The 19,296-nt window shown below is 58.9% G+C and carries 22 protein-coding genes; 12 read left to right on the top strand and 10 right to left on the bottom strand.

Annotated elements, in window-relative coordinates:
- Positions 1-144 precede the first annotated feature (144 nt).
- Both BLU48_RS04665 and BLU48_RS04660 read left to right on the top strand, forming a co-directional pair.
- On the top strand, positions 145-1,329 hold the full coding sequence (locus BLU48_RS04665; protein WP_057011711.1) for an osmoprotectant NAGGN system M42 family peptidase: 1,185 nt from the start codon (positions 145-147) through the stop codon (positions 1,327-1,329).
- Positions 1,330-1,404: 75 nt separating this feature from the next.
- Positions 1,405-1,632, top strand: a complete 228-nt coding sequence (locus tag BLU48_RS04660) for a YheU family protein (protein WP_003192759.1) — start codon at positions 1,405-1,407, stop codon at positions 1,630-1,632.
- A 10-nt stretch (positions 1,633-1,642) separates the two neighbouring features.
- Here BLU48_RS04660 and csrA read toward each other — a convergent pair whose 3' ends face one another.
- Positions 1,643-1,846 (bottom strand): carbon storage regulator CsrA, encoded by a 204-nt coding sequence (csrA, locus tag BLU48_RS04655; RefSeq protein ID WP_057025491.1) that lies wholly within the window; start codon positions 1,844-1,846, stop codon positions 1,643-1,645.
- 127 nt (positions 1,847-1,973) lie between these two features.
- Positions 1,974-2,789, bottom strand: coding sequence for an SDR family oxidoreductase (locus BLU48_RS04650; RefSeq protein WP_057025492.1), 816 nt, complete (start codon positions 2,787-2,789; stop codon positions 1,974-1,976).
- Between the two features lie 327 nt (positions 2,790-3,116).
- On the opposite strand from BLU48_RS04650, the gene BLU48_RS04645 reads away from it, so the two are divergent.
- A complete protein-coding gene (locus BLU48_RS04645; RefSeq protein WP_015885095.1) occupies positions 3,117-3,269 on the top strand; it encodes a DUF3309 family protein in 153 nt (50 codons plus the stop codon).
- 71 nt (positions 3,270-3,340) lie between these two features.
- On the opposite strand, the gene BLU48_RS04640 is transcribed toward BLU48_RS04645, so the two are convergent.
- Positions 3,341-5,428, bottom strand: coding sequence for an LTA synthase family protein (locus tag BLU48_RS04640; protein ID WP_057025493.1), 2,088 nt, complete (start codon positions 5,426-5,428; stop codon positions 3,341-3,343).
- A 720-nt stretch (positions 5,429-6,148) separates the two neighbouring features.
- Between BLU48_RS04640 and BLU48_RS31610 the strand changes: the two genes are divergently transcribed.
- The 8 genes from BLU48_RS31610 (at position 6,149) to BLU48_RS04605 (ending at position 12,975) form a co-directional block, all read left to right on the top strand.
- Positions 6,149-6,325, top strand: a complete 177-nt coding sequence (locus BLU48_RS31610; protein ID WP_156382953.1) for a hypothetical protein — start codon at positions 6,149-6,151, stop codon at positions 6,323-6,325.
- Positions 6,326-6,402: 77 nt separating this feature from the next.
- Entirely contained in the window at positions 6,403-7,620 is a 1,218-nt protein-coding gene (locus BLU48_RS04635) for a YcaO-like family protein (protein ID WP_057025494.1), read from the top strand.
- On the top strand, positions 7,601-8,302 hold the full coding sequence (locus BLU48_RS04630; RefSeq protein WP_082636736.1) for a TfuA-like protein: 702 nt from the start codon (positions 7,601-7,603) through the stop codon (positions 8,300-8,302). The genes BLU48_RS04635 and BLU48_RS04630 overlap by 20 nt, the downstream gene beginning before the upstream one ends.
- Positions 8,277-9,047, top strand: coding sequence for a hypothetical protein (locus tag BLU48_RS04625; protein WP_152973744.1), 771 nt, complete (start codon positions 8,277-8,279; stop codon positions 9,045-9,047). Before BLU48_RS04630 ends, BLU48_RS04625 begins: the two co-directional genes overlap by 26 nt.
- 3 nt (positions 9,048-9,050) lie before the next feature.
- Positions 9,051-9,323 carry a MoaD/ThiS family protein gene (locus tag BLU48_RS04620; RefSeq protein ID WP_057025496.1) on the top strand — a complete coding sequence of 91 codons (273 nt, stop codon included), beginning with the start codon at positions 9,051-9,053 and terminating at the stop codon, positions 9,321-9,323.
- A gap of 1 nt (position 9,324) precedes the next feature.
- Positions 9,325-10,449: a HesA/MoeB/ThiF family protein gene (moeB, locus tag BLU48_RS04615; protein WP_082636737.1), complete on the top strand. Its 1,125-nt coding sequence runs from the start codon at positions 9,325-9,327 to the stop codon at positions 10,447-10,449.
- Between the two features lie 46 nt (positions 10,450-10,495).
- Positions 10,496-11,800 (top strand): MFS transporter, encoded by a 1,305-nt coding sequence (locus BLU48_RS04610; protein WP_057025497.1) that lies wholly within the window; start codon positions 10,496-10,498, stop codon positions 11,798-11,800.
- 41 nt (positions 11,801-11,841) lie between these two features.
- Positions 11,842-12,975 (top strand): spermidine synthase, encoded by a 1,134-nt coding sequence (locus BLU48_RS04605; protein ID WP_057025498.1) that lies wholly within the window; start codon positions 11,842-11,844, stop codon positions 12,973-12,975.
- 76 nt (positions 12,976-13,051) lie between these two features.
- On the opposite strand, the gene BLU48_RS04600 is transcribed toward BLU48_RS04605, so the two are convergent.
- The 4 genes from BLU48_RS04600 to BLU48_RS04585 all read right to left on the bottom strand — a co-directional run bounded on the left by BLU48_RS04600 (position 13,052) and on the right by BLU48_RS04585 (position 16,331).
- Positions 13,052-13,243: a PLDc N-terminal domain-containing protein gene (locus BLU48_RS04600; RefSeq protein WP_003172956.1), complete on the bottom strand. Its 192-nt coding sequence runs from the start codon at positions 13,241-13,243 to the stop codon at positions 13,052-13,054.
- Between the two features lie 68 nt (positions 13,244-13,311).
- Positions 13,312-13,842 carry a hypothetical protein gene (locus tag BLU48_RS04595; RefSeq protein ID WP_057025499.1) on the bottom strand — a complete coding sequence of 177 codons (531 nt, stop codon included), beginning with the start codon at positions 13,840-13,842 and terminating at the stop codon, positions 13,312-13,314.
- Between the two features lie 40 nt (positions 13,843-13,882).
- Positions 13,883-14,398 carry an ankyrin repeat domain-containing protein gene (locus tag BLU48_RS04590; protein ID WP_057025500.1) on the bottom strand — a complete coding sequence of 172 codons (516 nt, stop codon included), beginning with the start codon at positions 14,396-14,398 and terminating at the stop codon, positions 13,883-13,885.
- 106 nt (positions 14,399-14,504) lie between these two features.
- Complete coding sequence (locus BLU48_RS04585) at positions 14,505-16,331, bottom strand: long-chain-acyl-CoA synthetase (protein WP_057025507.1); 1,827 nt, start codon at positions 16,329-16,331, stop codon at positions 14,505-14,507.
- A gap of 408 nt (positions 16,332-16,739) precedes the next feature.
- Here BLU48_RS04585 and BLU48_RS04580 point away from each other — a divergent pair, with 408 nt between their 5' ends.
- Positions 16,740-17,018: a DUF3509 domain-containing protein gene (locus tag BLU48_RS04580; RefSeq protein WP_003172952.1), complete on the top strand. Its 279-nt coding sequence runs from the start codon at positions 16,740-16,742 to the stop codon at positions 17,016-17,018.
- Positions 17,019-17,076: 58 nt separating this feature from the next.
- Here BLU48_RS04580 and BLU48_RS04575 read toward each other — a convergent pair whose 3' ends face one another.
- The 3 genes from BLU48_RS04575 to BLU48_RS04565 form a co-directional block, all read right to left on the bottom strand.
- Positions 17,077-17,346 (bottom strand): response regulator transcription factor, encoded by a 270-nt coding sequence (locus BLU48_RS04575; RefSeq protein ID WP_046071863.1) that lies wholly within the window; start codon positions 17,344-17,346, stop codon positions 17,077-17,079.
- Positions 17,347-17,557: 211 nt separating this feature from the next.
- On the bottom strand, positions 17,558-18,088 hold the full coding sequence (locus BLU48_RS04570; RefSeq protein ID WP_057025501.1) for a 1,2-dihydroxy-3-keto-5-methylthiopentene dioxygenase: 531 nt from the start codon (positions 18,086-18,088) through the stop codon (positions 17,558-17,560).
- Positions 18,085-19,248, bottom strand: a complete 1,164-nt coding sequence (locus tag BLU48_RS04565; protein ID WP_057025502.1) for an MFS transporter — start codon at positions 19,246-19,248, stop codon at positions 18,085-18,087. Before BLU48_RS04565 ends, BLU48_RS04570 begins: the two co-directional genes overlap by 4 nt.
- Positions 19,249-19,296: the final 48 nt, after the last annotated feature.

Here is a 19,296-nt window from a genome sequence, read left to right as displayed (position 1 = left end):
GAATGTGAAACCGCTATCGGGGGCAAGCCCCCTCCCACATTTGCCTGTGGGAGGGGGCTTGCCCCCGATGAGGCCGGCACAGGCAACGAATCTCTCAACCCTTTCATCGAAACCATCGATGCCCCCAACTCATCAGGAGTTTCCATGACCCGAACTATCCCCGAACCCGATCTCGCCTACCTGCAAAAAGTGCTGCTGGAAATGCTCGCCATCCCCAGCCCGACAGGATTCACCGACACCATCGTGCGCTACGTCGCCGAACGCCTGGAAGAACTTGGCATCCCGTTTGAGATGACCCGGCGCGGCACCATTCGCGCCACTCTCAAGGGCCAGAAAAACAGCCCGGACCGGGCCGTCTCCGCGCACCTGGACACCATCGGCGCCGCCGTGCGTGCGATCAAGGACAACGGCCGCCTGACCCTCGCCCCAGTGGGCTGCTGGTCAAGCCGCTTTGCCGAAGGCAGCCGTGTCAGCCTGTTCACCGATAACGGCGTGATTCGCGGCAGCGTGTTGCCGTTGATGGCCTCCGGGCACGCGTTCAACACCGCCGTGGATGAAATGCCAGTGAGCTGGGATCACGTGGAGCTGCGCCTGGACGCCTACTGTGCCACCCGCGCCGACTGCGACTCCCTGGGCATCAGCATCGGTGACTATGTGGCCTTCGACCCGCTGCCGGAGTTCACCGAGAGCGGGCACATCAGTGCTCGCCATCTGGATGACAAGGCCGGTGTCGCCGCCCTGCTTGCCGCGCTCAAGGCGATCATCGACAGTGGCGAGCCGCTGCTGATCGACTGCCACCCGCTGTTCACCATCACCGAGGAGACCGGCAGTGGCGCGGCGGCCGCCCTGCCCTGGGATGTCAGTGAGTTTGTCGGCATCGATATCGCCCCGGTCGCCCCCGGCCAACACTCCAGCGAACATGCGGTGAGCGTGGCGATGCAGGATTCCGGCGGGCCATATGACTATCACCTGTCGCGGCACCTGCTGCGCCTGGCGGCTGATAACGACCTGCCGGTGCGCCGCGATCTGTTCCGTTATTACTTCAGCGATGCGCACTCGGCTGTGACTGCCGGTCATGACATCCGCACCGCCCTGCTGGCCTTCGGTTGCGATGCCACCCATGGCTACGAACGCACCCACATCGACAGCCTGGCCGCTCTGAGTCGCTTGCTGGGCGCGTACATCCTTAGCCCGCCAGTGTTCGCCAGCGATGCGCAACCGGCCCAGGGCTCCCTGGATCGGTTCAGTCATCAGATTGAGCATGAAACGCAAATGGAAAGCGACACCCGCGTGCCGTCAGTGGACAGCCTGGTCGGTCAGAAGTCCTGACACGGGCAATTCCTGGTACTGGCAACAAAGGTCCCGGCGCAGTAGCATCGCCGGGACCTGACCCCAGAGGCTTGTATGCTGATTCCCTACGATGCACTTGAAGTCGACACCCTGACCCGCCTCATCGAAGACTTCGTCACCCGCGACGGCACTGATAATGGCGACGATACGCCCCTGGAAACCCGCGTGCTGCGCGTGCGCCAGGCGCTGACCAAGGGCCAGGCACTGATCGTCTTCGACCCCGAGAGCGAGCAATGCCAACTGATGCTCAAGCACGATGTGCCCAAGCATCTGTTCGACTGAACACCTGCGCCTAGAGATTGGGGACCGGCACCGGATGGGTGGCGGGCCCCTGGTGTTTGACAATCCTCTGGTACACCTCGGCTCGGTGCACTTTCACGTCCTTTGGCGCGTCGATGCCGAATTTCACGTGGGTCCCGTTTACTTCGAGGATATGCACGACGATGTCATCGCCGATGGAGATGGCTTCGCCTAGGTTGCGGCTCAAGACCAGCATGGCGGTTGTCCTTTTCGAGTGACAGGACCTTGACCATGCGCCCTTGAAAATGGACCGGCAATGGCTTGCGATCAAATCAGGCGCTGCCTACCCAAGAAGGTAATTTAACTGACAGACCTCGCCCTGATCAGCCTTTAACTGCTTGGGCCTTGGCGCGCATTTTGTCAGCCATCAGCGTCATTTCGTCATACAACAACTGCGGGTTTTTCTGTTTCAACGCCCAGGCCATGCGCCCTTGCTCATGGGGCAGGATCATGAATTCGCCTGCGGCCACACGCTGGTAGATGTAATCGGCGATGTCAGTCGCGGTGATGGGCGAACTCTCGAGCAGCTTGCCCACCTGTGCCTTCATGGCCGGGGTCGGCCCCCGGAAGGAGTCGAGCAGGTTGGTCTGGAAAAACGATGGGCATACCACATGCACGCCGACTTCCTGCTGCTTGAGTTCCACCAGCAGGCTTTCCGACAACGCCACCACGCCGGCCTTGGCCACGTTGTAGTTGCTCATGGCCGGGCCCTGCATCAGCGCGGCCATCGACGCAATGTTGATGATCCGGCCCTTGCTTTTTTCCAGCAGCGGCAGGAACGCCTTGCAACCCTTGACCACGCCCATCAGGTTGATTGCGATCTGCCAGTCCCAGTCCTCCAGGGACAGTTCGGCGAAGAACCCGCCTGAGGCCACGCCGGCATTGTTGACGATCACATCAATGCCACCCAGCTTCACCTCGCACGCTTGGGCCAACGCGGTGAGCTGGCTGTAGTCACGCACGTCACAGCGCTGGGTGAAACCGTCACCGCCCACCTCGCGAACCAGCCTGAGGGTTTCCTGCAACCCGGCCTCGCCGACATCCGACAAGGCCAACTGCCAACCCTCACGGGCCCAGCGCAGAGCGATTTCACGACCCAGGCCGGACCCGGCGCCAGTGATCATCATGCGGTTTTGCATAGGAAGTAGCCTTGTGGTTCACGAAAGAAGTGACCGGCAGTGTAGCGAAGGTTTTTCCTGCACCCACTCACCATCAGAGTGATGAATGCCCCAGGCAAACCGCGGGCTCGGTCAGATACCGGCCTATAGCCTAAGTTCAATAAACTTCAACTAGTCAGGTAGATCTGCGTACGTGTTAAAAGAAATAAGCGTCTGAACGAAATGCTTTTAAAAAACACTGAATTTTCTGTGCAATGACAGAGTCGGAGTTAGTAAGGCGCCCGTAATCAGATAGACGGGGGTATCGTAAATAACCGGTCTTTATCAAAGACCTATAAGGAAAAAACCATGAGCCTCATTCTGATCATTATCCTGATTCTCCTGCTGGTGGGTGGCCTGCCGGTGTTCCCGCACTCGCGTAACTGGGGCTATGGCCCGTCGGGTATCCTCGGTGTCGTGCTGGTAGTGCTGCTGGTACTGTTGTTGCTCGGCCGGATATAAACGCCGCGCCAAGCGTTTAAGAAGCAAAAAAAAGAGGCCTTCTGGAAGGCCTCTTTTTTATTGCCAGTCAGTTAGTCCGGCTTACCATCCACGACACCCGCGGTGTTATCCAGCAGGCTCTTGGTTGCAGTTTGCAGGAACGACTCAAGTTTCTGCTTGAGTGCAGCCTCGTCCGGCGACTCCGGGATCACCTTGCCGGTCGGTTCGGCACCCAGTGTGTATTCCCATAACTTGGGTGGCATTTCCTTGGGCAATACCAGCACACGGTCACCGGTGAGCAAGGCTACGGTCTGGTCGCTGCCCGACGGCTTGATCACGCCGAAGCCCTTGTCGCCTTCCGGCAGGTTGAGCAGGTCACGACCCCAGCACTGGTGCAGTGTGTCGCCGCCCAGGCGACCCATGATGGTCGGCACGATGTCGATCTGGGTGCCCACCGTGTGATCACGCTCGCCGAACTTCTCTTGCATGCCCGGCGCGATCATCAGCATCGGTACGTTGAAGCGGCCCAGGTCCATCTCGGTGATCTGCTGCTCGTTGCCGAAGCCGTGGTCACCCACGATCACAAACAGGGTCTCCTTGAAGTACGGTTCCTTGCGGGCCTTTTCAAAGAACTGGCCCAAGGCCCAGTCGGAGTAGCGCATGGCCGTCAAGTGCTCGTTGAGGCTGCCACGGTCGGTGACTTTTTCAACCGGCAATGGCGTCGGCAACGCGTACGGTGTGTGGTTGGACAAGGTCTGCAGCAGAGCATAGAACGGCTTGCCGCCTTCACGGGCTTTCAATTCTTCCAGGCCACGGTTGAACATGTCCTGGTCGGACACGCCCCAGGTCGGGTCGGAGAACACCGGGTCCACGAAGTCATTTCTGCCAATGAAGTTGGTCATGCCCTGGTTGCTGAAGAAGCCCGATTGGTTGTCCCAGGCGAAATCGCCGTTGTAGACATACACATCGTCGAAATCACGGGCGCTGAGTAACTGCGGCAGGCCCGACAGCTTGTGGCTGCCTTCCGGGGTCTGCATCAGGTATTCGAAACCCGGCAGGTTCGGGAAGCAGGCCATGGTGGCGAACATACCCTGGTGGGTGTGGGTACCGTTGGAGAAGAAGCGGTCGAACAACAAGCCTTCCTTGGTCAGCTTGTCGAAGTACGGGGTGATATTGCCCGGACGTCCCAATGCACCCACCGAGTGACCGGCGAAGCTTTCCATCAGGATCACCACGACGTTCTTGATCGGCAGGGTCTTCTCGGCCGGTGGCGTGAAGTCACGGCGCACGGCGGCGGTGTCGGTATCCACCAGTTTTTCCTGCGGTAACACCAGCATGTCACGCACGGTCTGGGTGGCCAATGGCTGTTCCAGGGTGGCTTTCCAGATATTGGTGCGATCTTCGGAGAAGCGCGACTTCGCCGCAGCGATCAGCGACAGGGTGCCATTGAGGCCCAGCTGGTTGGCGAAGTTGGAATCGGTGGTGTAGACGTCACCCCAGCGCAACGGCGGGCCCTGACGCAGGGTGCCCCGGATGGCGACCACGGCGACCAGCAGGCAGACCACGAACACCGCGATGCGGCTGTACCACGGTGCCACCTGGCGCGTGCTGATGGTGCCGCCACTGAAGGGTCCACGCGGGCGCGTTGCGCGGTCGGCGCCCTTGAAGGCCATGCTCAGGATCAGCGTGCCCACAGCCCAGGCCAGCAGGTAACGCACCACCGGGAACCCGTACCAGAGCATGCTCATCACGGTTTTCGGGTCTTCCTTCACATACTGGAAGACCAGACCGTTGAGGCGCTGGTGGAATTCGCGGTAGAAGTCCATCTCCATCAGGCCCAGGAACAAGGCGATGCTCGACGCAACGGTCAGCCACAAGCGGAAGAACCCGCGCGCCGCCATGGCCCGCACACTGAACAGCGCCAACAACAGCGGAATCAGCAGGTACATGACCAGGCGGATGTCCAGGCGCAGGCCGTTGGCGAACGCTTCCAGGAACGTCGAGGCCGGCGTATCCAGGATCATCTCGCGGTTGTAGACCAGCAACGCCAGGCGCAGCAGGGAGAACATCACCATCATGACCAGTGCGCACAGCAGCGTGTAAGCCAGATGGGATTTGACGGTCGGTTGCAGCAGGCGATTTGCAGCTCGCTGCTGATTCAGGGCGTCCGGGTTTGCCATGTCGTTTTAGGACCCATTGGAAGTTTAAGTTGCGAAATAAGGCAGTGGCGTCCGTCCCTCGCCCAGGCTGGCTGGGGTAGGCGGTTAACGCGGCGGCACAAATGGTGCCCGATCAAGGCCGGCAAGGCTATTAATTACTGAACGTGCAACGTGGCAGGGTCTTTAGAAATCCCAGGAATAGAGCCTTGCCAGGCGATTAAAGCCGGCGAATTGTCTTGGATGGAATGTGAAAATTCTGTGCAGCGAATATCTCGATACACAAAATACGAATTGCCCGGTCATTCTTAGTCCACGCAGCTGAAAAAAAATGATCGGTACGGGTGACGCATCGCAGATGCCATTCTTACGCCATCACTTTTGCGCGGTGTATCCGCCAATCGCACCGGTAATTTGCCGAAGGCAGTCGTCCCCATTATGGGGGTCATGAAACCGACTGAACATGCGCCCAATCACCGAAGCCAAAGTCATACACCAAGCTATGCATCGCTGTTGCGCGCGACGGCGCAAACCTGCTGCTGCATTAGACTTCGGCTCCTTTTGCATGAAATGCAGACGCGCCTATCAGCCTATATTTTCAATTAACCATTCAGTCCTTTCATCGCAAAAAGGCAGAATTGAAAATAATTGTATTGTCTTGACACCCGCTCCCCCGCCTGCAAGTTTCATAGCCGTTGCGCAACACACATCCTTAAACGCAATGCTATGGATAGGAAAAACAAAATGGACGCTCTCGTTAACAATGCAACCTTTGAACTGGAACTGGATTCGGAAACAGCGGAGAAGTTTTCCGTCATTCTGAACGATGAAAGCCTGATGCATGCTGGCTTTGTTGCACACCAGTCGAACAACAACGTGTTGACGCTGGCCCTGGCTGAAGAAGTGAAAATCGCAGCCTGAAAAAACGGGAGGGAAGTCATTCCCTCCCGTTTCCAGTGTGTGCTTGTTTAACTTTCATCACGCCAAGGTAACAACTTATGCAAAGGCTTAGTTCGAGCCTTCGTCGTCGCAGTGCCGAAGAAACATTAACCATCATCACCAACGACCTTGCCCCACGCCTGGGCATTACTCGTGTAACCGACACAACCTGGCTGGACCGTATCGGTATCCCAGTGTTTGCCAGTATCCGACCCGATGCCCTCAAGGGCTCGCTGTGCGTCAATGCAGGCAAAGGCCTCAGGCCAGCCGAAGCCAAGATAGGCGCGTACATGGAGGCTATCGAATTCAGCCTTGCGCAATACAATACAGCCCAACTGACACTGGTGCAGACCACTCCCCGGCAACTCATCGACAGCCATGAGGGCCGCATAGCGTTCAATCAGTTCTGCATGCTGTATGGCTTCTCTGCCAATGCCGACGCGCTCATCATGGCCGTCGAAGTCGAAGACGTATTGCGCGAGAAAAAGGTTCTTGCACCCGCCGAACTAGTGTTCATTCCCTACCCCGAGAACCCAGGGCAACAACTCTTTGGGGAAAGCTCCAGTGGCCTGGCCTCCGGCAATGACTTGGTGGAAGCCTCGGTGCATGCGGTGTGCGAGCTGATGGAGCGCGATGTCCAGGCCTTTAATCACCTGCGTGACCGTTCCTGCCTCGTCCATCTGGACCAATACAGCGCAGAGATCGCTGCCCTGATCAGCAAGGTCAATGACGCGGGCCTGAGCCTGTCGGTCCGTTACACCGAGAACTGCTTTGGACTGGCCTACTTCCAGGCGTTCATCATGGAAGAGTCCCCCCAGGCCCCTATCTCTGTGGCGACTGGCTCAGGGCTGCATCCGATCAAGGAAATCGCCTTGATCCGGGCAATCTGCGAAGCGGCCCAAAGCCGTCTGAGTCACATCCACGGAGGCCGGGACGACATCATTGAGCGGGTCAAATACTTCGAGAAGAAAGGCCGCTCCGTGGAGCTTGAAGCGATCTCACGCTTGCGTAACGTGGCGACCTCCCGTGAACAGATGATCGATTACTCCGCCATCAACTGCCAGGAAGCCGCGATCCCCACCATCGAATCGGCCTGGACGTTGCTTATCGAGCGGTTGCAGGCCATCGGCCTGAGTAGCGTGCTGAGGGTTGTGCTTAGCAAGGCCACGGACGACATCACGGTGGTCAGAATCATGATTCCGGGACTTGAAGCCTTTGAACCCGGGTTGAAAAGGGTCGGTCCGAGGTTACTTACGTATGTCAAACAAAGCGCTTGAAACCTGCATGCTATTTGCGGGCCCTTCCCTGCAAGGCATCGACAGCCGACTGCTGTGCAGCGACGACCTGGTGGTATGCCCTCCCGTCAAACGCGGCGACATAGAACGCCTGGTTGCGCAATCGCCGCCTTCGGATCTTGCGATTGTCGATGGCGTTTTCCATGCACACCCTGCTGTCGGGCATGCCGAGATCCTGACGGCCCTGAACGCCGGTTGGCGCATTTGGGGCCTGTCTTCCATGGGGGCCATTCGCGCCTGTGAAATGGACAGGTTGGGAATGACCGGCTTTGGCGAAGTCTATCGGCAATTCGCCAGCGACCCGGACATGTCCGACGACGAAGTGACATTGGTGCACCAGGCACAAGCACCTTACCTTTCGCTCAGCGAGCCGCTTATCCATATCCGGCAGTTTTTGAAGCACTGGACGGCGGAGCAAATCATCACGCCAGCCCACGCACAGCAAACCCTGCACTACCTGAAAAACATGTGGTACGGACATCGCACGCTCAGTTGTCTGAAAGACGCCTTGATGGCACTGCCTGTCGCGGAACCCACCATAGACAGTGCCCTGGCCAACTTTTCGGCCTACAGAATAAAAAGTCTGGACTTGATCGATTTTCTCAAACTAAAACCATGGACGAAGACGGTAAAACAGAATGTCGCCATCAGAGATACTGTGTGAAATAAACGGCTTGCCGTTTGTAAATCCACACTTCAACAGCACCAAACTTCTAACCCTCGTCGCCGTTGTACGCAGGAATATTGCGGGCAGCGAGTTACCGTTAGCCACTTATCTGCAACCTGATTTTGCCACCGACCTGTATCACCAGCACGTCGAAGGCGCGCCTGAGTTTCCACCCCATCAAGCGCTGGGTAACGCCGAGCAGTTCATGCTGGCCGAAGCCAGGAGCAACCTTAAAGCCTTGCTGCCGCACTGGAGCAAACTGTTCGATCTGCCAGTGAATATCTATAAGTTGCTGACGCACCAGGTCAGCCTGACCAATCCGGTGCTGCCGCAACAGATGTTCCTGGGTGAAGACGCGTTCACCAGCATCACCGATCTTGAGGAACTGCTCGTGCATGAGCTGTCGCATATCTGGTGCAGCATGATCGCCGAGATTTACGACTTCCAGCTCAAGGACAGCGCGAACGACTACGTGCTGCCATCGGGCACCGGCGGCAAGAACCCTCGAGGTGTCCTGCTGGCTTGCCTGTTCGCGGTCAGCGCCGTGAACTATCACCAGCGCCTGGTGGCGAGCGGCTCCGGGCGGGCGCGCCCCGAACGGCTGGATTTTCTGCACCAGTATTTCCTGCAGAGCCTGGCCACGCTCCAGGCATCCGCCGAATTGTCTGAAATCGGCAAGCTGATCACCTCCAGGCTGGATACGTTCTCCAGTGAACTGACCACTGACAACGCTCAAGGATGACCCATGGCAGTCGTACACTTTCCCCGGCAGTTCATGCCTTACACCGACCAACATAAAACCCACGAGGCCGAGGGTTTGTGTGTCAATGATGTACTGGGCAACCTGACCGCGCGGTTTCCCGCGTTGATTGGCCCGGTGTTCTCCGAGGACCTTCACCCACTGCCGTTCGTGGGCTTGTTCGTCAACGGGGTTCCGGTAATGAGTGCGCAAGACCGCGGCCGCGTCCTGGACAGTAATGCGCAGTTGATTCTGATCAACGCCGTGGCAGGTGGCTGACATGCAGTGCGACCTGAAGACGGACACCTCCCGTTATGCCCGCCAGATAATCCTCAGTGAAGTCGGTGCCCAGGGCCAGCAACGCCTCAAAGAAAGCAAGGTGCTGGTGGTCGGCGCCGGAGGGCTGGGCTGCCCGGTGCTCTTGTACCTGGCAGGCGCCGGGGTCGGCACGCTCGGCATCGTTGATAACGACATCGTCGACCTGAGCAACCTGCATCGACAGATTCTCTATGGGGTGGCCGATGTGGGCGAACTGAAAGTGTCGGCCGCCAAGCGGCGCGTCAACCAGTTGAACCCGGACATCGTCGTCGATACCTTTGCCACCACGCTGAACCCGGACAATGTGCTGTCGCTGCTGGCGAGCTACGACATCATCGTCGACGCCACGGATAACTTCGACACCAAATACCTCATCAGCGATGCCTGTGTCGCCGGTGAGAAACCGATGGTCTATGCCTCGATCAGTCAGTTCGAAGGCCAGGTGTCGGTATTTAATCACTACCACCAAGCCACCCAGGAGCGGGGGCCGTGCTTTCGCGATCTGTTCGAAACCCCACCGCCTCCACACTTGACGCAAAACTGTGCGCAAGCCGGCGTGCTGGGCGTCATACCTGGCCTGCTCGGCTGCTTTCAAGCCAACGAAGTGCTCAAACTCATCCTCCAGGCCGGGGAGCCATTGAGCGGCAAATTGTTGTCCATCGACTGCCTGGACAACACCTTCCACCTGTTGAGCGTCCATAAAAACCGGAACCGCCTTCCCGCACCCGCCCTGGGGGCTTCCACCACGCCTGCATGGCGTGACAGCGATTGGCTGTCGCCCGACAAATTGCATGATTGGCTCGAGTCACAAGCGCCCTTTCAACTGGTCGACGTACGCGACAGCCATGAACACCTGCACGCTTCGCTGGGCGGCCGCTTGATTCCGCTCAAAGACATACTCGATCGCCGGCAAGAACTGGATACCACCCGCCGTATCGTCTTCTATTGCAAATCCGGGGTCAGGAGCAAGGCCGCCCTGCTGGCGGTTCGCAGCATCCACCCACACGCGGAGCTCTTCAGCCTTGAGGGCGGCATCGAGCGCTACCTGACGACTTTTCCTGACAACGCCACGCTGGTCGCGCCGTGAACGCCGCTGATTGCGCAGTTATCCCCTCCGGATCAAAGGTCCCTCAATGAGTGCAAATTCTTCAGGCATCACCTGGGGTTTTCCCGGCATCGACCGACGTCTGCTGAAAGTGCAATTCAGCTTTTTGTTGATGGTGCTGGGGGGCCGCTGCAATCAACTGGCGGTGGCCTGGTGGGCGTTGCAGGAAACCGGGTCTGCACTTTATTTTGCCAATATGATTGCCTGCTCCATCGCAGCCGAGGTATTAGCCAAACCCCTGCTGGGGTGGCTGGGGGACAAGTACAACAAGATCCTGATCATCAAGCTGGCTTCCTGGCTCAGTTTGCTGACCGCCTTGTTGATGGTGATACTGTCTGCCACGGGGTCTTTCAACCCCTGGACGGTGGGCGCGCTGATGATGGTCAGCAGCGCGATTGTCGGCGTACGTGATCCGCTCCAGGCCTCGATCATTCCTTTATTTGCGCACGACGATAAAGTCTCCCTGGCCTTTCGCACCAAAAGTGTGATGTCGTCCTTTTCGATCCTGCTGGGGCCCGTCATGGCCAGTGGGTTGATCTATGGGTTCGGGATCACATTTGCGTTTGCCGCCGATTTCGTTGCGATTCTCTTCGCCGGGGCGCTGATAGCGACCATACCTAACTCCGTCGGTGCCACCAGCCACAGCGACAATGCCCCCTCCACCAGCGGCTGGCGCATGATCTACTCCGGCTTCAAGGTGGTGTATGGCGTGAAGGTCGAGTTTTACCTGGCCATTGTCGCGATGCTGATCAACTTTGCCTTGTTTCCCTTTTTCACCATCCTGCTGCCACTTTACGTAAAAGACGTCATCCATTACCCGGTCACTTACATCGGTCTTCTGGACTCATGTTTCGGGCTGGGGATTCTGGCAGGCAGCTACAAAATCATCGGCTGGTTATCCGATCGCCTCCCCCGCGACCTGTGTGTATCCGCAGGCTTTGCGTTACTGGGGTTAAACCTGGTGGTGGTCGGCACCGTGTCTTCGTCGTTGCTGGTGCCGGCGGCCTTTTTCTGCGGGGGCGTCGGCCTGATGCTGATCAACATCCCCACCTCGGCCGTGAGGTTACTGGCAACCCCCAAACTCCATCGCAACCGGATCTTTGCCACGGTGGCGTTTCTCTCTGCCGCAGCCAGCCCCTTGGGCAGTTTCGCGATGACCGGCCTGATCGCACATCTGGGCGTCGCGCTGACCATCACCCTGCTGGGCGTCATGGTGCTGCTGTTGTCGTTGCTGGTGTTTCTGGTACCCGACTTCAAAACGTTCATGCGCACCCAGGACACGCAACTGAGCGATGCCTACCTGGAAAAATACCCGGCAGCGTTCGCGCGCTGACGCGTCTCGTCATCACCCACCACTTGCAAATGGAGTTGCCTTTGACCACGCCAGACCTCAAGGACCGGCTTGAACCCGCTCGCCATGAACAGATCTTCTGCGGCCAATATTATGACGACATGGGTTGCATCGGCTTCCTGGGCGACCCATCGAAGGCGGGCATCTCGGTGTTGATGCTGGGGCTTTCGGATGGCGTGGCGCTGGCGCCCATCGCAGCCAGTACCCGGGTGACCCGCCTGTTGGCCGTCGACCTGGACGAGACCGCCGCCGTGCGAAGCCTGGAAAACCGCAACCGACTGGCAGCGCATCTGCGCTTTGACAGTGTGGTCGACGATGCCGCGCACTTCCTGGGCGCGACCTCCGAGCGGTTCGATGTGATCATCGTCGATCTCTACACCGAGGAGGGTTACGCCCCGATCGTGTTTGATCAGGGTTTTCACCAACGGCTCAAAAGCCGCCTGAACCCTCGCGGTCATGTGGTATTCAACGGTTTTGGCGTGCCCATGAACCTTGAGCCGTTCATAGGTTCTACGCCGCAGGCCTGGCTGGCCAAGCGCCTGAATGACAGCTGGGGCGACATTCACCACCTGCCCCACCGACGCAATGCGACGTTCATCATCGGCCCACCGCCCTCCACCACTGCAGCCGTGGGGTCGTTGTGTGTCAGTGACCGGCTGTTCATGGACCTCATGGGCCTTCGCCTGCGCTACCTGACGCCAACGGTTATCCAAGACACGCCGAATGTACCGCCAGCACTGGACTTCGCAGGGATTGATCGGGAGGTGCATAAACGTTGGGTGGGTGCGTTACCGGCCTTGTCCGCACTGCTTGTGCCGCCGTTGGTGCTGGACAAACCCGGCGATCTGCTTGAGCTGCTGGATCACCCGCAAGCTTGCCTGGCACTGCAGGAGCGCCTGCTGAAAGACCCATCATCGCTGCGCACCACTCTGGCATTGCTGATCGCAGGTGAGGTCAACTTCTCTGATCGCGATATGTCATGGTTGCCGGACTGGGTCGTCGCGACCCTGGACGATAGCGTCGAGGCACGCCCTCGAGACTGGCTGGAGGGGCTGCTTCCTTACGCCTATGGCGTTATTACCCACAGGACCCGCGGGGATGCGAACAAGGTGGATGGCTTCCGCAGAGCGCTGGCTCGATTGTCACAGGCAGCGTGACCAGCTACGCGGCTGCGCCTGCGGTGCATCAGACGCACCGTAGACCCAGCCGCGCTGCACCGCCTCTACGGCGGCTTCAGATCCGCACGTTACCGCGTGGCCCGGCAATCGCCCAGATGATCAGGCCCAGTACCGGCAACAACAGGATCAACAAGATCCACAGCACCTTGGCGCCCGTGCTCGCGCCGCTTTTGAACACGTTGATGATCGCCCAGATATCCAGCGCGAGGATGATCAGGCCAATCAGGCCATTAAAAGTGGAACCCATGGTGTCGCTCCTAAGTGAGGGCATGCCCTTGTAGGATAGCCAGGCCTGGCGGGGGTTCCGTTTTATTTTCAGACGTGTACGGCAATCTTCAAGGCTTCCAGGGATGGCTCGGCCTTGATGCCGACTTCGGCGCACAACTCCAGCACCCGTGGCAGGTCGTTGCCAAATACCAGTACCGCCTGGATCTCGTCGTCCAGCAACTGGCTGAAGTTCATCAGCACATAACCGCCGTCTTCCGGGCTCAGGGCACTCATCTGGATCTGGATACGGTTCAGCGCAGTCAGGTCTTCGGTCTTGGCCAATTGCTTGGGCTTGAGGTTGAACGCCACGCCCGGGCCGAACGACGCGACGATCTGGGCAAACAGGTCGACATAGGTATCGGCCTGGAACAACACCGTGTCCGGCAAGCTACCGACCACCACCCATTCACCCAGCGGGATCGGGAAGCTGTCGTCGTAGTTGATATCCGGGTTGGCCGCCAGGAACGCCGCCGGGTCCGCGTAGGCCTGGGCCGCTTCTTCGGCGATACGCACGACCTCATCGTCGCCCATGACGCCGGCGCTGATTTTGCTGATGAGTTCGACGAGGGCGGTTTTCATGGGCGATCCTATGGCGGGCGGGTTTTGGAGGGCGCGTAGCCTACACCAGTTTCTGCAACTGCGCCGCCGTATCCACCGCGCCCATGGTCTTTGCCGCCGCCAGCGCAGTGGCACCCTGTGCATCGGTGGCCTTGGGGTTTGCGCCCTTACTGAGCAGGTAATCCACCATTTCAACGCGATTGAACATCGCCGCCATCATCAAGGCCGTACGCCCGTCCGACGACGCCGCCTCAACCGGTGTGCCGCCGTCGATCAGCGCCTGCACCACCGGCAGGTTGCCTTTGAACGCCGCGCCGGCAATCGGCAACTGGTTCTTGTCGTTGGCGATCAAGGGGTCGGCCTGGTGTTCCAGCAGTACTTTTACCGCCTCGGGGTGGCCGTGGTAGGCCGCGAGCATCAATAAGGTATCGCCATTGTGATTACGAAAGTTGGCCGGCAAGCCCTTTGCCAACAACGCCGCGAGCATGGCGGCGTCACCGCGGCGGGCAACGTCGAAGACCTGCTCGGCAAACTCGGCAGCTTCGTCTTCGGTCATTTGTTTGGGCTGGTCTGACATGGGGGCTCCTTGCTGAGGCGGCTTATGTAATTGAATAAGGCGCTCAGTGTTGCGAGGGAGTTCCCCAGTGTCATGGCTTTTTTGTCAAAAGCCGCCATAGCCAGAATCAATAACGCAACTGCCCGCCCTGGATCTGCGCCAACAACTGCCCGGTGACGGGCACGTAGCTGTCCGTACCTGGCAACCAGGCGTAGACCGGATCATTGCCGACCTTGTCCGGGTCGAACGCCTCCTCCTTGAGCTTCACTTTCTGGTACTTGAAGGTGCCGGTGGTTTCCATCTTTACCTTGATACGCAGGAACAGCGGCACCGCATAATGCGGCAACTGCCCGTGGGCGAATTGCAACAATTGGCGCATGTCCAGGGCGGCCAGCGATTCGCTGGGGGTGATGGCGACCATGCCTGCACGACCATTGGTGTTTTCGATCTCGACACCGTAGGCCACCACCTCGGCGATCTGCGGGTGTTGCAGCAGGACGTTTTCCACTTCGGTGGTCGAGACGTTTTCGCCCTTCCAGCGATAGGTATCGCCCAGGCGATCGACAAATTGCGCGTGGCCAAAGCCAATGCTACGCACCAGGTCGCCGGTGTTGAAATAGCGGTCGCCCTTTTCGAACACGTCGGTCAGCACCACCTTGCGATTCTTTGCGGGGTCGGTATAGCCATCGAAAGGCGATTTCTCATCGATTCGCGCCAGCAACAGGCCCTGGCCGCCGGTGGCGACCTTGTGCATGAACCCGTCACTGCCGCGCAGCGGCTCATTCGTGTCGTGGGCGTAATCCACCAGCGCCCAATGCTGCAGGCAAAAGCCGATGGTGTTGTCGAAATTCAGCACATTGGTGAAGCCGATATTGCCGTCGCTGGCGGCATACAGTTCGCAGATATGCTCGACCCCATAACGCTGCTTGAACGTTGCCCACACACCGGGGCGCAGGCCATTGCCGACCATCTTGGTCACACGGTTATCGCGATCCTGTTCGCTGGGCGGCTGGTCGAGCAAGTAGCGGCACAACTCGCCGACGTAGCCAAGGGTGGTCGCGTTGAACCTGCGCGCATCGTCCCAGAACTGGCTGGCACTGAATTTGCGCCGGATGGCGAAGCCGGACGCGCCAATAATCGCCGAGCCCCAGCACACACACAGGCCGGTGGCGTGGTACAGCGGCAAGGTGCAATAGAGAACGTCCTGCGGGCCCATGTCCAGTGCGATGCTGCCGAAGCTCACGGCGGTCTTGGTCCAGCGCCCGTGCTTCATGATGCCGGCCTTGGGCAAGCCGGTAGTGCCGGACGTGTAGATATAGAAGCAGGGGTCGTTGAAGAAAACCTGCGCGGAGCTCGCCGGGTTGTCTACCGGGCCGTCGACGCTGGCGGCCATCAGGTCGATGTAGCCTGCGGGCGTCGCGCTGCCGGGTTGTTCCGCGACGAGCCAGGTCCGCTCGGCCGGGATCCCGATCTGATCGCGCACCGCCGCATAGGCGCTCAACAGCTCCGCGCCTACCACGATGGCTGCCGGACTGACCAACGTCAGGCTGTGCTCCAGCGGCGCATGGGTTTGCGAGGTGTTGAGCATGGCGCAGATGCCCCCCAGCTTGGCCACGGCCAACACGCTCAACAGCAACTCGGGGCGGTTCTCGATAAACAGCGCCACCACGTCCCCCTTGCGAATGCCTTGGGCCTGCAGGTAGTGGGCCATGCGATTGGCATGCTGATTGGCGTCGCGATAGCTGATCGCGCTGTCCGCATAAAGCAAGGCGTTGCCATCTGGGTTGCGCAGCGTGGCTTGCTCGAAATGCCAGCCCAAGCCGCAGGGTTGCCTGGGGTCAGTGACATTGGCAGCGCGCATGCCGCGAACCACTCGCGGCAGCGCTCGTACGATAGCAGGCACCTTGCGCAGCATCATGCTCCAGGTGATGAGGTCGTTTTGCGGATGACTCATGGCGGAACGTCCCTTTTTCTTATTCTTGGTCTGGTCCAGAAACATCGACGGCCCCATGGGAATTCGCCGAATGGCTCGCAGGAAAATACGTCAGCCATTCTTTGGCTGTACACGCAGGATTTGAAAAGTTTTGTATCCCAGGCAACGGCGGCCATTGGCGATGGAATTTTCTGGAAAAAATCGTGGTCAATAGTGTGAAGGGCCGACGGCCCAGCGTGAAAAATGCTCGACCCGATAACGCAAAATGCAGGATGCACGATGGGCCTTCATGCAAAATGCACGAAAATGAAAACTGCAAAAATTTATAACTAGCTGATTTGTAACGTTTTTTTGAGACAAGCAATACTGGCACAATCACTGCACCTATCACTCCATGCTTGCCAACTTGAGCCAACGGAGCTGATAGACATGAGCCTGATCCAAGATAAATTCGCTTCAGTATTCTCCAACTACGACGTCACCACCCAACCACGTCCAGACGGCGGCATCCTGTTGACCCTGCGCAACAGCGAAGGTAAGCAGGTCAAGCGTTCGATCTCTTACCAGCAGCTGCACACCGCTGATCAACTGACCTGGGTGATCAGCGCCATTCGCCGCGACCTGGCCGAACAAGCCAGTGAGCTGCCACAGATTTCGATGCTGCAAAGCCAGAACCGGTTTGCGCTGCCGACTTACCATTCGGCTTAAGCCATCGACGTGAAAAGGGCCGCGACGCTTTTAGGCTTCGCGGCCCTTTTTTATGCCTTCAACACAAGCCCTGGCGGGAGGCTTCATTCATCGCCTGCACACGGTTGGTGACATCCAGCTTGCCGTAGATATTGCGCAGATGGAATTTCACTGTGGCTTCGGAGGTGGCGCGAATCTGGCTGATCTCCCAGACGGTCTTGCCCTCTGAGGCCCACCGCAGGATTTCCAGCTCCGTCGGCGTCAGGGGCTTGCCAGACAAGCTCAGGCGCTTCCTGACAGCCGTGGGTACGATAACCAACGGGGGATATGTCTGCTCTGGGCCATTCATTGCTCTCTCCTTTGATATCTGCTGATGCGCTGCCACCTTTCGGATTCCTCCTATTGACAGATGGCTTAAACATTGACGCGGAACAGAGAGTTACATAACGAATGGGGTGAAAGCGTAAAGCACAGAATAAACAGCTTCGCCCTACAACTAATTAAGTTTCTTCCCACAGCAAATTCCAACTTGCCTGGGTTGAATATTCAATTTTTTATGCTTAGTCGTCCAATTCCGGAAAACGAACCGCTATATCGTCGCCGGTGAGTTTTGGCACCCGGCCGTGAGCGGTGTTGAACAAGCGCAGCGTCACACAGTGCGGGTTCTCGCCCATATCGAACCAGTGGGGTAAACCTGCCGGGATGATCAGCAGGTCATGTTTCTCACAGCGCACGCCGTATACATAATCGTCTATATGGAGAGTGAACAGCCCCTGGCCGGCGACGAAGAAGCGTACGTGATCTTCACTGTAGGTTCGTTCGGCCAGGCCCTGGGTGCGCAACTCATCTTTCTGTGGATGATCATTCTCTACGCGAATCACTTCCACGGCGGCGTACCCAAGGGCATCGATCTGCGCCCGGTAAGCCTCGATCATTTCAGCCTCACTGGCGCCCTTCTCGACCGGGCTGGGCTGCCAGCGCTCAAAGCGTACGCCGTGCTCGGCCAGGGTCGACTGGATGTCAGCGACATGGGTGAGCACCTTGTTCGGAGTATCCGCGGTGGCGATGGGGTAGACGGCTACATAACTCATTGCACGGTTCCTTGGTTCGGCTCTTGCAATCGAAGGCCAATGATAATGGCGGCAGCCAGGGCCGCGGCGCTGGCGATACTGAACGTCAGGGTTGGCCCCAACAGGTTCCAGCTATAGCCGGAATACAGGGCACCAAGGGCGCCGCCCGTGCCGGCCAATGCCGCGTACAGCGCCTGGCCCTGGCCTTGCTGGCGGTCACCGAAACTGCGTTGCACAAAGGCAATTGCCGCCGCGTGAAAGCTGCCGAACGTGGCGGCATGCAGCAGCTGCGCCAGGAGCAGCACCCAGAAAAACTCGGCGAATGAACCCAGCAGCAGCCAGCGCAACGCCGCCAGCAGAAAACTTGCCAATAGCACCCGACGCACGGAAAAACGCGCAAGGATGCGGCTCATGGCCAGGAACATCAGCACCTCCGCCACCACCCCCAGCGCCCACAACAGGCCGATCACCCCACGGCTGTAGCCCAAGTGTTCCAGATGCAGGGTGAGGAAGGTGTAGTACGGGCCATGGCTCATTTGCATCAGCGCCACGCAGGCATAAAACGCCAGCACCCCGGGACTACGCAATTGCATGAGGAAACCGTCTCCGGCCAGGCGCTTGCCGTGACTGGTGGGCTGCGCGTTCGGCACCCACAGGCTGGCACCAATGATGCCGGCCATGATCACCACGACCACCACCGGGTAGATATCCAGGCTCAGCCAGTCGAACAGACGCCCCATGATCACCACGGTGAGGATAAAACCAATGGAGCCCCACAGGCGGACCTGGCTGTAGCGCGAGGTCTGCTTGTGCAGGTGAGCCAGGGTGATGACCTCAAACTGCGGCAGCACCGCGTGCCAGAAAAACGCGTGCAGGGCCATGACCATCGCCAGCCAGGCGTAGGTCTTGCTGACGAAGATCAGGCAGAAACTGGCCAGGGTGCACGCCGCGCCAAACCGCACGATGGCCAGGCGCCGGCCAGTGTAGTCGCCGATCCAGCCCCACAGGTTCGGCGCCACGCAGCGCATCAGCATGGGGATGGCCACCAGCTCGCCGATGCGCGCGCTAGAGAACCCCAGGTGATCGAAGTACAGCGCCAGGAACGGCGCCGTCGCCCCCAGCAGGGCGAAGTAGAACAGGTAGAAGCTGGAGAGGCGCCAGTACGGGAGCGGTGGGGTCATTGTATGGGGGGCTGCGCCGCAGCCCAGCGCGAGCAAGCTCGCACCTCG

The organism is Pseudomonas synxantha (assembly GCF_900105675.1).
In the GTDB taxonomy this organism is placed as follows: domain Bacteria; phylum Pseudomonadota; class Gammaproteobacteria; order Pseudomonadales; family Pseudomonadaceae; genus Aquipseudomonas; species Aquipseudomonas synxantha.
The sequence above is the reverse complement of the archived record's forward strand: the minus strand, read 5'-3'. Positions and strand labels throughout refer to the sequence as shown.

Excerpts from the sequence above, each read along its gene's own strand:
- BLU48_RS04640 (WP_057025493.1), bottom strand. The coding sequence starts at position 5,428 with ATGGCAAACCCGGACGCCCTGAATCAGCAGCGAGCTGCAAATCGCCTG.
- BLU48_RS04570 (WP_057025501.1), bottom strand. The coding sequence starts at position 18,088 with ATGAGTTATGTAGCCGTCTACCCCATCGCCACCGCGGATACTCCGAAC.
- BLU48_RS04645 (WP_015885095.1), top strand. The coding sequence starts at position 3,117 with ATGAGCCTCATTCTGATCATTATCCTGATTCTCCTGCTGGTGGGTGGC.
- moeB (WP_082636737.1), top strand. The coding sequence starts at position 9,325 with ATGCAGTGCGACCTGAAGACGGACACCTCCCGTTATGCCCGCCAGATA.
- BLU48_RS04575 (WP_046071863.1), bottom strand. The coding sequence starts at position 17,346 with ATGAATGGCCCAGAGCAGACATATCCCCCGTTGGTTATCGTACCCACG.
- BLU48_RS04630 (WP_082636736.1), top strand. The coding sequence starts at position 7,601 with ATGTCAAACAAAGCGCTTGAAACCTGCATGCTATTTGCGGGCCCTTCC.
- BLU48_RS31610 (WP_156382953.1), top strand. The coding sequence starts at position 6,149 with ATGGACGCTCTCGTTAACAATGCAACCTTTGAACTGGAACTGGATTCG.
- BLU48_RS04620 (WP_057025496.1), top strand. The coding sequence starts at position 9,051 with ATGGCAGTCGTACACTTTCCCCGGCAGTTCATGCCTTACACCGACCAA.
- BLU48_RS04635 (WP_057025494.1), top strand. The coding sequence starts at position 6,403 with ATGCAAAGGCTTAGTTCGAGCCTTCGTCGTCGCAGTGCCGAAGAAACA.
- BLU48_RS04665 (WP_057011711.1), top strand. The coding sequence starts at position 145 with ATGACCCGAACTATCCCCGAACCCGATCTCGCCTACCTGCAAAAAGTG.
- BLU48_RS04650 (WP_057025492.1), bottom strand. The coding sequence starts at position 2,789 with ATGCAAAACCGCATGATGATCACTGGCGCCGGGTCCGGCCTGGGTCGT.
- BLU48_RS04625 (WP_152973744.1), top strand. The coding sequence starts at position 8,277 with ATGTCGCCATCAGAGATACTGTGTGAAATAAACGGCTTGCCGTTTGTA.
- BLU48_RS04660 (WP_003192759.1), top strand. The coding sequence starts at position 1,405 with ATGCTGATTCCCTACGATGCACTTGAAGTCGACACCCTGACCCGCCTC.
- BLU48_RS04610 (WP_057025497.1), top strand. The coding sequence starts at position 10,496 with ATGAGTGCAAATTCTTCAGGCATCACCTGGGGTTTTCCCGGCATCGAC.
- BLU48_RS04580 (WP_003172952.1), top strand. The coding sequence starts at position 16,740 with ATGAGCCTGATCCAAGATAAATTCGCTTCAGTATTCTCCAACTACGAC.
- BLU48_RS04565 (WP_057025502.1), bottom strand. The coding sequence starts at position 19,248 with ATGACCCCACCGCTCCCGTACTGGCGCCTCTCCAGCTTCTACCTGTTC.
- BLU48_RS04590 (WP_057025500.1), bottom strand. The coding sequence starts at position 14,398 with ATGTCAGACCAGCCCAAACAAATGACCGAAGACGAAGCTGCCGAGTTT.
- csrA (WP_057025491.1), bottom strand. The coding sequence starts at position 1,846 with ATGCTGGTCTTGAGCCGCAACCTAGGCGAAGCCATCTCCATCGGCGAT.
- BLU48_RS04585 (WP_057025507.1), bottom strand. The coding sequence starts at position 16,331 with ATGAGTCATCCGCAAAACGACCTCATCACCTGGAGCATGATGCTGCGC.
- BLU48_RS04595 (WP_057025499.1), bottom strand. The coding sequence starts at position 13,842 with ATGAAAACCGCCCTCGTCGAACTCATCAGCAAAATCAGCGCCGGCGTC.
- BLU48_RS04600 (WP_003172956.1), bottom strand. The coding sequence starts at position 13,243 with ATGGGTTCCACTTTTAATGGCCTGATTGGCCTGATCATCCTCGCGCTG.